Source organism: Kitasatospora sp. NPDC058406, assembly GCF_042722765.1.
In the GTDB taxonomy this organism is placed as follows: domain Bacteria; phylum Actinomycetota; class Actinomycetes; order Streptomycetales; family Streptomycetaceae; genus Kitasatospora.
On sequence record NZ_JBHXKE010000234.1, the window covers coordinates 1 to 14,298 of the forward strand.

The window sequence follows — 14,298 nt, forward strand, 5'->3', positions numbered from 1 at the left end:
AACTGGAACAACTCCCACAGCTCATCCGGCACCAGCCGCTCAACGATCAGCACACTCGGAGTCTACTCAACCCACCCAAATGAGATGTCTTCTAAAGGCCACGTACACGGTTGACGGGGTCACGCAGTCGGTGTCCCGCTCCGTTGGCTTCCGCCAGGTCAAGGTACAGGGCAACAAGCTTCTGGTTAACGGCAAGCCCGTGCACCTGCTCGGCGTCAACCACCACAGCATGACCAGGGCGCTTGGGCGTTCGACGACGCCAGCGCTGGAGGAGCAGGCCGTCCGGCTGTACAAGGAGGCGAACTGCAACTTCATCCGTACCTCGCACTACCCCCCGACGCCCGAGTTGTTGCAGTGGGCCGACCAGATCGGCATGTACGTCGAGGTCGAGGCACCAGTCTCCTTCCAGAACTATACGGTCGACGACCCCGCCTACGTCGACACGTACTTGGCACAATATGCCGAGATGGTGGAGCGGGACCGCAGCCACGCATGCGTCATCGAGTGGTCGCTCGGCAACGAGAGCGGTCTGGGAGGGGTGAACTTCTACTCCGAGCACGCCTACTCGCATGAGGTGGACCCCTCCCGCCCGACCGTCTTCGAGGACCGCCGCTCGGGCAGCGGCGGCCCCCAGGCCGACATCTACAGCGGCCACTACCCGGGCGGCGGAGCCAGCGGCAACGCGAACCAGCCGATCCAGTACGGCGAATTCGCTCACGTGCCCTGCTACAACCTCGACACCCTGAGAGCCGACCCGGCCGCACGCAACTTCTGGGGCAGGAGCATCGCCAACTTCGCCACCCACTTTCGCACCACCGACGGAATCGTGGGCGGTGCCATCTGGGCCGCCATCGACGAGGTCTTCGAGCTGCCGGCCGGCCCGGTCGGCTACGGCGACTGGGGAATCATCGACCTGTACCGTCGACGCAAGCCCGAGTTCTGGCTTACTCAGAAGGCCTTCTCACCGGTACAGATCGCCGATGGCACGCTGACCGGACTCACCCCCGGCAGCGCCGTCCCGGTACCGGTCACCAACTGGTACGACCACTCCAACCTCAACGAGTTGTCTATCACCTGGCGGCTTGGCGACAGGAGCGGAACGCTAAACGGGATCAACGTTCCCGCGCGGCAGAGCGGCACGCTGACGATCCCGGCCGGCCCCTGGTCGGCAGGAGACATCCTCCAGCTCACCTTCCGCCGCGGCACCGCCATCGTCGACGACTACCGCCTGTCGCTCAACGCCCGCACGACACCGTCGTTCACGCCCGTAGGCGGCACCACGCCCACCGTGGCGGAAACCGCAAACCGCATCGTCATCACGGGCGTCGACGCGCCGTTCACCATGGTGTTCGACAAGACCGCCGCACGTTTGGTCGAGGCCACGGCCGGAGGCGCGAAGGTGCTCACCGGCGGCCCCGACCTGGTGATTTCGCGGCTCACCCCCGGCCCGTGGACCGGTACCTCGACCACGGTCACTACCAGCGGCGGCCAGGCCGTGGTGACGCTCACTGGCCGGTTCGGCACGATCGACACCACGGTCAAGATGGCCGTCGACGGCAGGGGCCTGCTCACCACAACGTATACGATCGCCAACCCGCCCGGCGACCCCGTCAGCGACGTCGGCATCGCCTACACCCTCGCCGACCGGACCGACACCCTTACTTGGCAGCGCGACGCCCAATGGACGACCTACCCCGACGACCACATCGGACGGCCGTCCGGCACCGCAACCAAGAGGCGGACCGCAGGAACGGACGGATACCGCACACAGCCAACCTGGCAGTGGTCGCAGGACACCCACAGCTACTACCTCTTCGGCAAGGACAGTGCCGCCCACTGGACCAACGACTTCCGCAGCGCCAAGGCCAACATCCGGCTCGCCAGGGCCACCGTCGGCTCAACCGGTCCCGGGGTGCAGGTCGAATCGGACGGAACTGACGCGGTGCGCCTGGCACCGGTCTATCCATCGGTGATCGATGATGCCTCCCCGCAGGTGGTCTACAGCGGGACGTGGACACACGCAGCCGCGGCCGGAGGCCCCGTCGACGGCCGGTTCGACACCGAGGCCGTCTCGAACACCACGGGGGCATCGGCTCAACTGACCTTCACCGGAACCGGGGTGGGGCTCTACGCCGCTCCGCGCGGTGACCTCGGCATCGTAAAGATCTCCATCGACGGCACGGTGGCAGCAACGGTGGACCTCTACGGTACGGGCAAGCCCCCCGCCCGGCTGCTCTTCCGCAGCTCACAATTGCCCTACGGCCAGCACACGATCAAGGTCGAGTGCACCGGCAACAAGAACCCCATGTCCACCGGCACGTACGCGCTCCTCAACGCGTTCCGGGTGGCAAACCAGGTCGCCGACGACGCATCCGACCGGATCACCTACACCGGCACCTGGTCCCACGACGCCAACCGCAGCTCGACCAGTGGCGATCTGGGTCGCACCGAGTCGTACAGCAGGCAGACGGGCGCCACCGCCGCCACCACCTTCTGGGGGACCGGGGTCCGGATAATCGCCCCCAAGGGCCTGAACGAGGGAATCGCCGAGATCTCGGTGGACAACGAGACCCCCACCAGAGTCGATCTGTATGCGGGGAGCAAGCAATTCCAGCAAAGCGTGTTTGAGCGCACCGGCCTCACGGAGGGAGAACACACCGTATCAGTGCGGGTCACCGGGCAAAAGAATGCCTCGGCTACCGATACCTTCGTGTGCCTCGATGCCTTCGAAGTGCTGACTGCCGATCCGTTCGCCTTCTATGCCCCTGGCGTCAACATGATCACCAGCGCCAGAATCAACTACCCAGACCTCGACTGGGGCAACGCCGAGGGCAAGGCGATCAGACTGGGATCCAACTGGTCCGCGACCGCACGGGTGCGCCTGCTCCCCTGACCGGCGGCTGCCCGTCGGTGTGGGACCGGTGTCTGGGGCGGGCGCAGTATCCGCCCCCGACACTCCCACCCATACCGGCGGTGGCATTAGAAAACATCTCATTTGGGAAGTCGGCGGGCGCAGATGATGGCTGCTGCGATGCTGGCGAAGGCGGCGAAGTGATCGGCCTTGCGTTCGTAACGGCGGTGCAGCCGGCGGAAGCCACCGAGCCAGGCGACAGTGCGCTCGATCACCCAACGGTGGCGGCCGAGGCGCTGGGAGGATTCGACACCTCGGCGGGCGATGCGGGTGGGGATCTGCCTTCGGCGCAGGTAGGCGCGGATGAAGCGGTGGTCGTAGGCCTTGCCGCTGTGCAGCTTGCCGGGTCTGCGCCGCCTCGGGCCTCGCCGCGAGCGGATCGGCGGGATGGCGTCGACAAGCGGTATCAGGGCCTGGCTGTCGTGGACGTTGGCTCCGGAGATCGCGAGCGAGAGGGGTAAACCGGTACGTTCGGTGAGCAGGTGGATCTTCGACCCGTACTTGCCCCGATCGACAGGATTCGGACCTGTCAGCTCCCCCTTTTCAGGGCCCGCATGTTCACCGAGTCGACCGCGCACCTCGACCAGTCCAGCTCACCTCGCGCGCCGAGCTCCTCCAGGACCACCCGGTGGAGCTTGGCCCAGACCCGGGCCCTGCTCCACTCGGTGAACCGCCGATGGGCGGTCGGGCCGGACGGGCCGAAGCATGGCGGCAGTTGGGCCCACGTGCACCCCGAGGTCGCGACGAACACGATCGCCGCCAGCACCTCGCGATCCCCGTGGCGCCGCCGGCCACCACCCTGCGGGCGCACCGGAGCGTCCGGCACCACCAACTGGAACAACTCCCACAGCTCATCCGGCACCAGCCGCTCAACGATCAGCACACTCGGAGTCTACTCAACTCATCCAAATGAGATGTCCTATTAGCACACCCTTGGAGTTGCCGTCCTTCCGGCCCCTCGCCCCGACACCACGACGCCCCCCACCCTCCACTTCGACAATTAAGGAGGCGATGCGAATGCTCCGCAACGGCCTGGAAGCCTGGCACCTCATCATCGTCCTCGCCGTGATCGTCCTGCTCTTCGGCTCGAAGAAACTCCCCGAAGCGGCACGCGGGATCGGCAAGTCCCTGCGCATCCTCAAGGCCGAGACCAGGGCCCTGCACGAGGACGCCCCTGTCGACACCACCAACGTAACCGCCCCGGCCACCACCGCCTGCCCCCCGGACACCACCGTCCCGGCCATCCCCCCACCCCACCCCGAAACACCACCCGCCAGCCACGCCGCACCGATGAACACCCGCCACTCGAACACCCCCTGAACACGCGGCCGCGTGCAGAACCGGGCACCCGCGAGCCGCGTGTTCCCGAAGAACACCGCCGGACCCGCGCTTCGCCGGGCACCGGTGAGGGACAAGCAGCACTGAGCGCTGCCTCCTCCCGCACGGACGGCCGGCGCCGGCGCCGCACAGCACCCGAAGCCCGCAACCGGGACGTGGACATCCTGCTGCTCGGGGCACTGCCCGCCTAGACCGAGATGGCTTGGGGGACATTCAATCCGGCGGTGTTCTCAGAGAACACCGCCGGACTCGCACCCCAAAACGCACCCGCGCCGAGTGGTTCGGCACCCGTGAGCGCCTGGACGTCACCACGCCCGCTGGCACGACATCGTCCTGGTCGAACGCCGCAGCCCCACCACTACCTGACCCATTCCCCTACGGCTGAGGGCCGTTCTCCGGCGGGACGGTCGCCTCACTCCGCAATTCCGGGCAAGACCGGGCCATCGGTGGCAAAGTTGGCGAACGGCTGGAGGTGGTGGACGGTGTGACCGCACAGGCGGTGGCCGGCGGCAAGGATGCGTTTGACCATCGCCGGGTTCCCGGCGGCCTGCGGGCCTATCCGGCAGAACGTCGCTTTGAGCCGTAATGCGCGAGCACCTCCAGGATGTCGGCGGTGGCGGGGCCAGGGCCGCCTCGACCGACTTCGAGAAGGCGTGCGCCGCCATGCTCGTCCGGGACGGTTTCACCGGTGTCCAGGACTCGGGCCGCTCCGGCGACCTCGAGGCGGACATCGTCGCCTACGACGACCAGAGCCGCAAGGTGGTCGTGCAGTGCAAGCACTACAGGAAACCGGTCGGTTCCAGGGACATCCAGATGTTCAACGGCACCGCCCCGCCCGAACACGGCGCCGACGTGACTCTCGTGATCGGGCTCAACGGGTTCACCGCAGGCGTCCGGAAGTTCGCAGGATCGGCCAGGAGGTCACGGGCGATGTCACGGCGGCAGCAAGCAGTGGCAGTGGCGGGCCGCAGGCCCTTCATCAGGGCACCTACCTTGTCCGCCGACAGACCGGTCGGTGCGCCTCCGGGCAGAAGATCACGCAGGACAGCGTGGAGGCGGTTGGTGATGCGGGTCCGCTCATTGACCAGGTCGTCATGCCGTTCCGTCAGCAGTCGCAGGATCGTTGACTGGTCCTCTTGGACCACCTTGCGCAGATGACGGCGGAAGGGGGCGACCTGGGCTACGTGGAGCGCATCGGCGGGGTCGGTCTTTCGGTCTCCGCCTGTGGCCAGGAGCCGGGCCCGGGCCGAGAGGCATCGACTACTTCGGCCAACTCGCCGCCGTGGGCAACTACAACACCGGCAACCCCGTACCGGAGTCGATCGTCAAAGGCGAGACGCCGCCCGGCTGGATGTCGTCGAACGAGCCGTTGTTGGCGAGGGCCGCGGCGTAGACGCCGGCGAAGGCGGATCCGGCGGTGTTGGGGTTGCCGCCGTTCAGCGCGACCATGCCGTTGTACTCCGGTTTCAGCAGCTCGGGCCGCAGCGCGCGAGGACATCGTCGACGTCCCCGCCACCCTTGGGACTACCTCAACCTCCAGCACGTCGACGCCCTGCGCGGCCAAGGGGTGGACTGGAGGGTCGCCATCCCCTTCGACGGCAGCTTCTCCCGGTACTACGCCCAGGCGATCAACAAGGACGCCCCCCACCCGGCGGCGGCCCGGCTGTGGGAGGAGTACCTCGCCAGCCCCGAGGGTCAGAACCTGCGACTCGTGGGCTACGCCCGCCCGGCCCAGATGGACGCCATGGCCAAGGACGGCACCCTCGACACGAACCTCGCCGCCACGCTGCCCACCGTGGAGGGCACACCCCGCTTCCCCAATCCGGCACAGCTGGAACAGGCCCGCAAAGTCGTCAAGGAGAACTGGGACAAGACCGTCCCGCCGAAGCCCGCCCCGTCCTCCTGACGGCGCAGCCGTCCCTTGCCGGGCACGGGTAGACCAGAGTGCACCAGCGGTCGTCGGGGCCTTCCAGCTGCCCCCTCAAGTGGGGAGGGCGGGGCAGCGTCCACCTGTCGCCGGACCGCAGAAGGCCTCGTTGCGTTCCTCTCCTCGGATCCGCGACGCCTGTTGGAGGCGGCGCGGATCCGGCTGGTGGTGCCGTCGAGCGTCCTTGGCCTGGCGGTGACTCCGAGTGGTTGCGGCCCGGGCTGAAGCAGGAGGCGTCGCACCGCCGGGACGTGTGGTTCCCGCCCCGCTCCGGCGTTGCGGGCGCTGCGTCGCCGGTCGCCGCAGGCGGGGGTGGTGGGGCGGTGGAAGGCCTGCCGGAGGGGCGCCCGGCCGGATTCGGGGTCGGCGGCGCCGTCCGGCGCCTCACGGCCCACCGGGGAGTCTCGGGCGGGGCGGCTCCTGTCCCGGTGCGCCGTCGATCGCCCCGCTCTTCGGCCGAACTGTGACGAGAACGACAGCCGGTGGGGCTGGCCCCGGCGGGTCGCCGAGCGGTTTCCTGTCGGCATGACCGATTCCGGGCTATTGGCCCGGATTATCCGGATTCCCGGGGCGTGACACATGAAACCGGTTCGCACCAATACTTCCGCAGCCGTCTACCTGCGCTGCTACCCCTTCGACCCGAGCGGGATGGGACCCCACCTGCACGCACTGCGGCACCTCGCGAACGAGCTCAGGTTCACGCCTTTGGCCGTGTTCCTCGACAACGGCCGCCGCTCCCGGGGACCGCTTCCCGCCCTCCATCGTCTGATCGGGCTGCTGACCGCGGGCGCCTTCCGCGGGGTGCTCGTCCCGGGCCCGTTCGTCTTCTCGCTCTCCGACCTCGAAGCGCGCTCGATCTGGTCCCAACTCACCAGTTCGGGATGCCGCGTCATCGAACTCCCGCCGTCTCAACTGATCGCCCGATGGGGGTGGGGGCGGTGATCACGAGCTCGGACCCGGCCTGGTCCCGCTGGGTGGGGCGCACGGTCGACCTGCCCGGCGGCGGCCCCGGAATCGTCCGCATGGCCCGGCGCGAGATCGCCGCGGACGTGCTGTGGGCCGTGGACACACGCGGGACCGTACACCGGATCACCAGGCACCACACACCCCCGGGCCCGTGCGCCCACGCCGCCCACCCACCGGCCGCCCGGCCACCCGCGCACGCGCCACCCGCGAATCACGGACCGTAGAGCCGCCTCGTACCCGAGGCACCGCACCGGGCACCGGCCGTCCCTGCCGTCGAAGACGCGGATCACCAGGACACGGGCGGAGAAGGCCACACCCGTGGTGGGCGGCTTCGAGGACGAGGACGACGAGGACGACGACCAGGGTGAGGTGCCCGGCGAGCTGGACTCTGCACTGGAGTGGGCCCGCGCCGGGGCGTGCATCCCCCCAACAGTCCCCAAACCGAAGCGAAGGCGGTTCCAGGTTGCCCCGGACGGGGCTCGTGGGTCTGTCTGGCGTGACGGATGCCTGAGTAGTCCCTGGCCCGTTGAGGCCATAGGGCAGAGCGGTGCTGTCACGGTGGTCGGTTTCGTGGTGGCCGTGTGGGCGCCGGGCTGACGCCCGGGCTACACCTCGAGGTCTGTAGGGACAGTGGCGCTGTCCGGCGTCTTCGGGCCGCCGCGAAACCGGCGTCACCGCGACCCGGCTGGGTCCGGATGGAGCGGAATGGCGTGGTCCACGATGTCCAGGTGCGCCACGTCGGCCCCGCCCAGGCGCGGGCCACGGCCGAGGAACCGGAGCCGTGGACCTGAACGGCCGGAACGTCCTCAGCGGCGCTTGCCGCCGGGGCGGCCGGTGCGTACGTCCGGCCGCCCCGGCAAACGGTGCCGTGCTCGGGCCCGACGCCCACGGGGGGTGTCCGGGCATCGGATGTGGAGCAAGGCATCGCCACGCGCCCCGACCGGGGCGCTCTGCCCGGTTCAACGACCGACGGCGGCCCCGGTCACCGCAGCGGCGGCGACGGCCTGGACGGGAATCCGGACGGCCGGACGCCGGCGGGGTCGGGCGGGGGGGTGCCTCTATGTCCTTCGTCAAGGACGTGGCGCCGGTTTTGGTGCTGTTTGGGGTGGTCATGCGGCGGGGGTGGCGGCTGGGGTTCGGGACTCGTGGAGGGTGCCGTCGCGGAGCATGGCGAACAGGACGCTGATGCGTTGGCGGGCGAGGCGCAGGAGTGCCTGGGTGTGGGTTTTGCCGCGGGCTCGTTGCCGGTCGTAGTAGGTGCGGGAGGCGGGGTCGGCGTTCATGCAGGCGAAGGCGGAGAGGAACATGGCGCGTTTGAGCTGCCGGTTTCCTCCTCGGGGTGCGTGTTCTCCGTGGATGGAGGTGCCCGAGGACTTGGTTGTGGGCGCGAGGCCGGCGTAGGAGGCGAGGTGGGCGGCGCTGGGGAAGCCGGTGCCGTCGCCGACGGTGACCAGCAGGACGGCGGCGGTCCTGACGCCGACGCCGGGCATCGAGGTCAGGACCGGGTGAAGAGGGTGGGCCTCCAGCGGGGTGTTGATCTGGGCCTCCAGGGCCCGGCGCTGTTCCTGGACGGCCGCGAGGGATCGGGCCAGGGGCGGGATGACCACGTCGAGGGTGCCGGTGCCGGGGACGACGACGGTCTGTTCGTCGAGGGCGTCGAAGACGTCGTCGATCAATCGTTGGGCCATGCGCGGGGCTTTGGGGCGGATCAGTTCGACGAGTCTGCGGCGTCCGGCTTTTTTCAGGGCTGCCGGGGATCCGTGGCGCTCCAGGAGCCAGGTGACGGCCGGGTGGTCGAGCCGTGGTCCGAGCACGCGCTCCAGTGACGGGTGGAACTGGGTGAGCAGGCCGCGTATCCGGTTGGAGGTGCGGGTGGCCTCGGCGGCGAGGTCCTGGTCGAACCCGGTCAGGACGGTGAGTTCGGCGGTGATCTCGTCGGTGAGTCCCAGCGAGCGCAGGGTGTGGGGCATGGTGCGGGCCGCGTCGGCGATCACGGCGGCGTCCTTGGCGTCGGTCTTCGCCTCGCCGGGGTAGAGATCGGCGATTCGCCGCGTGGCCGGTCCTGGAAGGTAGGCGACCTGGCAGCCGGCGTCGCGGGCGACGGTCAGGGGCAGGGCGCCGATGGAGGCGGGCTGGTCCACGATCACCAGGACGGTGCCGAACTTCGCGGTCAGCTTCTCGAAGACGGCCCGCAGCTTCGGCTCGCTGTTGGGCAGCGGTTTGTCGAAGACCTTCTTGCCTGCCGGGGTCAGGCCGTGGCCGTGATGAGTGCTCTTGCCGACGTCCAGGCCGAGGAACACGCCCACGTCTTCGGTGTCGAACATCGCGCCCTTCCAGGGGAGTCGGACGGGCCGGCCTCGGCGGTGGTGTCGTACGCGCGCATCCACGTTATGCAGACCTGCCGCCCGCGGGCCGTCCGGCATTGCGCCGGACCGGGCGGTGGCCGGACCTCTCATCAGCGTCTCCGACGACACCCCCGGGCCCGGAGACACCACCCCCCAGGTCATCTCTTCGACAGGGGGACACAGTCATGCCGGGCCCGGAGGCCAGCGGCCCTCTTGCAGGACCGCGAAAAACATAACGGGGGGCGGTCAGCGACTCTTCGGGCTCGCCGAACGTCCAGCCGCCGATGGCGGCCACGGGGCCGTACGAGGGCTGGGCGTGCGGGTGCCGGTGCGGAGGCGCGTCGTACCCTTGGGGCGGGGCGAGACGCGGAGCGGGTGAACGCGATGGAGCGACACGTCACCGAGGGGCCGCCGCAGGTCATGACCTGCGGCGAGTGCCGGCAGCTGGCCAGCTGGAATCCCACGTCGTTCTGCAGTTGGGACTGCTACGACACCCGGCCCCGCGACCCCGACAGCGTGCCGTCCGCCCTCTCCCACTTCCTCGGCCTCGGGCGGTCCGCCCCGCTCAAGCACCCCCGCAACCCCTGACCGCGCCCGCCGTCCCTTTGGCAGGGACGGTCGAAGGCTTCGGTCAGAGCCGGGCACGCGGAGCCCGCCGCCGGTTCGCCAGCGCACGCACGACGCCCCCGCCGCAAAGCGGCGGGGGCGCGAGAAGACCTGGGTCAGAGAGTGTCGCGGTACCCGCCGGTGGCGGTACCGCGCTTCTCGATGAAGTGCTTGAACCGCTTGAGGTCGCCCTTCACCTGCCGGTCGAGCAGGCCGGTCAGGTCCGCGGCCTTCTCCGCCATCCCGCCGGGCTGGAAGTCCATCTCCATCATCACCCGGGTATGGGTGGCGTCGATCGGCTCGAAGCGGACCATGCCGGTCTGCTTCACATCGCCACCGGTGGTGCGCCAGGCGACATGGTCGTCGGGGACCTGGTCGACGATCTCGGTGTCGAACTCCCGGGACACCCCGGCGATCTTCGTCTTCCAGTGGTTGTGCCGCTCGTCGATCTGGGTGATCTCCTCGACACCGTCCATGAACTGCGGGAATTCCTCGAACTGCGTCCACTGGTTGTACGCGGCGCTGATCGGCACGTCCACGTCGATCGATTCCTGCACCTTGCTCATCGCTGAACTCACCTTCGGATCGGTACCTCACGCGGCGGGCCGGGCACACACCTGCCCCGCCCACCGGCCCACATGTCGGGTAGTACCGATTCCGCCCCCGAAACCGCATCCCGGCAACCCGGGGGCCCCGCCCCGGACACAATCAGTGACCACCGCCGTGGAGCAGGGGGCCGCCCCGCGGCTCGTGTGGCGCGCCTTCACGCCCCGGGACCGGCGCCCGAAGGACGGCCGTGGCTGTCCTGCCAGGCGACGGCCCGTATCAACCGCTCCTCGTCCAGGCCGGTCATCTCGATGACCCGCTCGTACATCTCCTCGTCGTCCAGCGGGCCGAGCAGGCGCACCGCCCGGGTGATCTGGCCGGCCCACAGCTCCTCCGGCACGAACGGGCGGCGCCGGTACCGGACGGCGAGCCAGGCCAGGTGCCGCTCGCCGCACGCACGCAGCAACCGCTCACCGTCGGAGCGCCCGTCCGTGCCCACCGCGGAGGAGTCCGACACCCACAGCACCGCCGCCTTCCCCACCGCCACCAGTGCCCCGCACGCATCACAGAGCTCCGACGCGTCGCCGGGCCCGACCCCTGCGGTCTCCTCGAAGCGATCCACACCGCCGGTCTCATAGCGGGTGGACAGGCCACGCCATTGCTTCAACCGGTTGAAGCAGCGTTCGACGACGTTGCGGAGCCGGTAGATCCGTCGGTCGAAACCAGGTGGTCGGCCCCCGTGCGAACCTCGGTTGAGACGGTTCAGTGCCTGGTCGACGCGTTCGGGGACGGTGTAGCGGATGCCCCGTCTGCGCAGATAGGCGCGAATCTTGCGGGAGCTGTAGCCCTAATGGGATCGAAGCCGGCGGATCGTTACTGGCTTCAGGCTCATCAGGCACTTCGCACAGATTCACCCTGACGAGCCGAAGCCAGTAACGGACGAGAGCACACCAACCCGGCAAGGAGCGTACTCGGACATAAAGTGCAATCCGTTCACATCAAATGCCCTCTGAGGCCTGCGCCGGATGTCGACGAGGTTCCTCGAGGGCCGTCCGCAGCCTGCAGGACGTCCGGGTTCGACTCCCCCTCTGGTAACGGTTGGGTACCGAGCCGGGCTCCTGCGCCGGAATTCAGCTCTTTAGCTGAGCGCCAGTCGACGGCTCTCTCCCCGCCCTGCTCCGACATCGCTGTGACCGTGGCCAGGTCCAGTTTGCTCGGATGGTGCGGGCCGTGCGGACCGTGGCCGGATCGTCGCTGTACCGGCCCCGTACGAGGGTGCCGGACTTCGATCAGTCGGGAGTACCAGAGATGACCTCTTCCAACCGTCGTCGCCGCATGACCGTCGCGGCCGGTGCCGTCCTTACCGCCTCCGCGCTGGCTGGGGTCTGTCTCGCGGTGGGTGGTGGCGCGGAGGGCGGCAAGCCCTCGTTGCACGACCAGTTGCCCAAGGCGATCCGGAAGGCGGGGGTGATCCAGGTGGGCGTGTCGTACACCGCTCCCCCGATCGTCTTCCGCCGTGCGGACGGCCAGCCGGACGGCCTCGATCTCGACCTCGCGGCTGCCCTCGGGAAGGTGCTGGGCGTCGACGTCCGCTTCCACGAGGTCGACCTCTTCTCGGACGTGATTCCCGGGCTGCTCGACCGGAAGTTCGACATCGGGATGTCGGGCATCACCGACACCCGGGAGCGGGAACGGGGTGTGGACAAGGACAACAGACCGGTCGGGGTGGGTGTCGACTTCGTGGACTACTTCATGGCCGGCTCCGGCCTGATGGTCCGCAAGGGCAACCCGGTGCGGATCGGCACTCTCGGAGACCTGTGCGGCAGATCCGTGGCGGTGAAGCGGGAAACCGTTCACGACGACCTCGTGACCCGCCAGCAGAAGGCTTGCGAGCGTTCGGGTAAGGCCCTCAGGGTCCTGCGGACGGACACCGACCAGGACGCCGTGACGGAGCTGCGGAAGAGTCAGGTGGACGCGCTCATCACCGGCTATCCGAAGGTGCTCTACAACGCCCAGACCGTCGACGGCGGGAAGTCCTTCGACGTCGCCGGCCCGCAACTGCAACTCCAGCCCTGGGGCATCGCGGTTCGCAAGGACGATGCCCAGCTGCAGGATGTCCTGGCCAGGGCGATGAATCTGCTCATCGTCAACGGCACCTACAAAGCCGTCCTCGACAAATGGCAGCTGTCCGACAACGCCATACACAACGCCATTGTCAACGGTGCCGGCTGACCTTGTCGTGATCGCCGACGCCCAACTCAGGGGGCGGGGCACCCGGAGGATCCCAGGCGCCGTGGGGGGAGGTCCTGCGCGATGACGTTCCGGGCGGCTACCAGGGAGGCCAGTTCGGGGGGAGCAGGTCCGCGGTGGTGAACCCGATCCCGAAAGCCTCGGTGAGTCGGTAGAGGGTGGTCTGGACGATGTCCAGGACGGCGGTGACGATGTGGGCATCTTGACGGTCGGTGCGGAAGCGTTGCCCGCTTCGCGGGGCGTGGGTGACGGAGATCCCGGCCCCTTGCAGCAGGATCATTACCGAGGTCTTCAGGATGGGGTCGGCGGTGCGAGAGGACGTCCTGATTGAATGCGTGATAGTTCACGAATTATGCCAAGTTATGGCGCTTCGCCCGTTGCTCGCTTCGCGAGGTTCGAGATCATCGCGAAGCGGATCATGCTCTCGGAGTACTCGGGCTTGGTCTCGCCGTTCCGGGCGAGCCGGCCGTGCATCATGATCCAGCCGGAACTGCGCTCGACCACCCGCCTTCGCGGAACAACCGAGAAGGCCTTGGCCTGGACGTCTCGTGGACGACGTCCACGTCGATGCCGAGCTTCGCTCCGTGTTCAACGGCCTGGGTCTTGTAGCCGGTGTCGACCCAGGCCTTGTTGACAGTGGGATGCGATTCGGCGAGCCCAATGAGGTGCTGCTTGCCGGCGTCGATGCCCTGGGTCGCGGTCGGCGCACTGGGTGCGGTCTTGACGCTCTGGGCGTCGATTACGCACGCGGTCGGCTCGGGTGAGCGGCCCTCCTTCTCCCGCATCAGGAGGCGCAGCCGGACGTCGAGTTCTTCGATCGTGCCGTCGGCGGTCCATGCGCTGAGGTGCGAGAACACGGTGGTGTGCGGTGGGAAGTCATGCGGTAGGTAACGCCAGGCGGTCCCGGTCCGGTTGACGTACAGGATCGCGTTCGTGACCTCGCGCAGGTCGGTGACCCTGGCGCCGAGACCCAGCGAGGTCTTCTGGCGTTCGGCCCGCCACTCGGTCAGGACCGGCTCCACCAGGGCCCAGCGGGCGTCGGAAAGATCACTCGGATATGCTCTGCGCTGCGGTTGAATCGTCATAACTTTACTTCTGCGTAAGGGAGTTGAACTCGACTAGTCCGAGTGAACCGATTCGGACAATTCATGGGAACTTTGAACTGGACAGGAGCGTTCGCTCCGAAAAGTGATGAACTGTAACGGTGTCGACGGCCGGGCTGTGGTGATACTTCCGGCAAAGGTCTCATCGCGAGACCTTTCGGGCAGGTGGCAAACTACCCCGAACCTGTGCATAAGTGACAAGAGCGTCCTCTAAGAAGACATCTCATTTGGATAGCCGTCGGGTGCAGATGAGGGCTGCGGCGATGCTGGCGAAGGCTGCGAAGTGGTCGGCCTTGCGTTCGTAGC

12 protein-coding genes and 5 pseudogenes are annotated in these 14,298 nt (G+C 68.3%); 7 read left to right on the plus strand and 10 right to left on the minus strand.

The genetic code is table 11. The features are described from left to right. The first annotated feature begins 130 nt into the window (after positions 1–130). Positions 131–2,893 (plus strand): glycoside hydrolase family 2 TIM barrel-domain containing protein, encoded by a 2,763-nt coding sequence (locus ACFWOG_RS32840; protein ID WP_380362774.1) that lies wholly within the window; start codon positions 131–133, stop codon positions 2,891–2,893. A gap of 98 nt (positions 2,894–2,991) precedes the next feature. On the opposite strand, the gene ACFWOG_RS32845 is transcribed toward ACFWOG_RS32840, so the two are convergent. Beyond that, positions 2,992–3,788, minus strand: a protein-coding gene (locus tag ACFWOG_RS32845) for an IS5 family transposase (RefSeq protein ID WP_380362792.1) whose coding sequence is annotated in 2 segments (ribosomal slippage) — positions 2,992–3,443 and positions 3,443–3,788 — 798 coding nt in all. Because the reading frame shifts where the segments join, the coding sequence is not laid out codon by codon here. A 140-nt stretch (positions 3,789–3,928) separates the two neighbouring features. Here ACFWOG_RS32845 and tatA point away from each other — a divergent pair. Beyond that, positions 3,929–4,231: a Sec-independent protein translocase subunit TatA gene (gene tatA, locus ACFWOG_RS32850; protein WP_380362776.1), complete on the plus strand. Its 303-nt coding sequence runs from the start codon at positions 3,929–3,931 to the stop codon at positions 4,229–4,231. Between the two features lie 430 nt (positions 4,232–4,661). Here the strand turns inward: tatA and ACFWOG_RS32855 are convergent, their stop codons facing one another. Next, complete coding sequence (locus ACFWOG_RS32855) at positions 4,662–4,808, minus strand: hypothetical protein (protein ID WP_380362794.1); 147 nt, start codon at positions 4,806–4,808, stop codon at positions 4,662–4,664. Between the two features lie 104 nt (positions 4,809–4,912). Here ACFWOG_RS32855 and ACFWOG_RS32860 point away from each other — a divergent pair. Continuing rightward, positions 4,913–5,110, plus strand: a pseudogene (locus ACFWOG_RS32860) (restriction endonuclease); the annotation flags it as partial. Here the strand turns inward: ACFWOG_RS32860 and ACFWOG_RS32865 are convergent. Together ACFWOG_RS32865 and ACFWOG_RS32870 are read right to left on the minus strand one after the other, a co-directional pair. After that, entirely contained in the window at positions 5,029–5,481 is a 453-nt protein-coding gene (locus ACFWOG_RS32865; protein WP_380362796.1) for a transposase, read from the minus strand. The pseudogene ACFWOG_RS32860 and the gene ACFWOG_RS32865 overlap by 82 nt on opposite strands. A gap of 109 nt (positions 5,482–5,590) precedes the next feature. Next, positions 5,591–5,725 (minus strand): annotated as a pseudogene (locus ACFWOG_RS32870) (ABC transporter substrate-binding protein); the annotation flags it as partial. Positions 5,726–5,768: 43 nt separating this feature from the next. On the opposite strand from ACFWOG_RS32870, the pseudogene ACFWOG_RS32875 reads away from it, so the two are divergent. Together ACFWOG_RS32875 and ACFWOG_RS32880 are read left to right on the plus strand one after the other, a co-directional pair. Beyond that, positions 5,769–6,155 (plus strand): annotated as a pseudogene (locus ACFWOG_RS32875) (ABC transporter substrate-binding protein); the annotation flags it as partial. 600 nt (positions 6,156–6,755) lie between these two features. Next, positions 6,756–7,118, plus strand: a complete 363-nt coding sequence (locus ACFWOG_RS32880) for a hypothetical protein (RefSeq protein ID WP_380362778.1) — start codon at positions 6,756–6,758, stop codon at positions 7,116–7,118. A 1,133-nt stretch (positions 7,119–8,251) separates the two neighbouring features. Here ACFWOG_RS32880 and ACFWOG_RS32885 read toward each other — a convergent pair. Further along, a complete protein-coding gene (locus ACFWOG_RS32885) occupies positions 8,252–9,466 on the minus strand; it encodes an IS110 family transposase (protein WP_380362780.1) in 1,215 nt (404 codons plus the stop codon). A gap of 405 nt (positions 9,467–9,871) precedes the next feature. Here ACFWOG_RS32885 and ACFWOG_RS32890 point away from each other — a divergent pair, with 405 nt between their 5' ends. Next, positions 9,872–10,075: a hypothetical protein gene (locus ACFWOG_RS32890; RefSeq protein ID WP_380362782.1), complete on the plus strand. Its 204-nt coding sequence runs from the start codon at positions 9,872–9,874 to the stop codon at positions 10,073–10,075. 134 nt (positions 10,076–10,209) lie between these two features. On the opposite strand, the gene ACFWOG_RS32895 is transcribed toward ACFWOG_RS32890, so the two are convergent. From ACFWOG_RS32895 to ACFWOG_RS32905, 3 genes and pseudogenes are all read right to left on the minus strand, one after another. Continuing rightward, positions 10,210–10,659: an SRPBCC family protein gene (locus ACFWOG_RS32895; RefSeq protein ID WP_380362784.1), complete on the minus strand. Its 450-nt coding sequence runs from the start codon at positions 10,657–10,659 to the stop codon at positions 10,210–10,212. A gap of 197 nt (positions 10,660–10,856) precedes the next feature. Further along, a complete protein-coding gene (locus ACFWOG_RS32900) occupies positions 10,857–11,261 on the minus strand; it encodes a hypothetical protein (protein ID WP_380362786.1) in 405 nt (134 codons plus the stop codon). A gap of 9 nt (positions 11,262–11,270) precedes the next feature. Next, positions 11,271–11,483: pseudogene (locus tag ACFWOG_RS32905) on the minus strand (transposase); the annotation flags it as partial. A gap of 491 nt (positions 11,484–11,974) precedes the next feature. On the opposite strand from ACFWOG_RS32905, the gene ACFWOG_RS32910 reads away from it, so the two are divergent. Beyond that, positions 11,975–12,871 carry an ABC transporter substrate-binding protein gene (locus tag ACFWOG_RS32910; protein WP_380362788.1) on the plus strand — a complete coding sequence of 299 codons (897 nt, stop codon included), beginning with the start codon at positions 11,975–11,977 and terminating at the stop codon, positions 12,869–12,871. A 97-nt stretch (positions 12,872–12,968) separates the two neighbouring features. Here the strand turns inward: ACFWOG_RS32910 and ACFWOG_RS32915 are convergent, their stop codons facing one another. Beyond that, complete coding sequence (locus tag ACFWOG_RS32915; protein ID WP_380362790.1) at positions 12,969–13,169, minus strand: hypothetical protein; 201 nt, start codon at positions 13,167–13,169, stop codon at positions 12,969–12,971. Between the two features lie 63 nt (positions 13,170–13,232). Continuing rightward, positions 13,233–13,974 (minus strand): annotated as a pseudogene (locus ACFWOG_RS32920) (transposase). Positions 13,975–14,298: the final 324 nt, after the last annotated feature.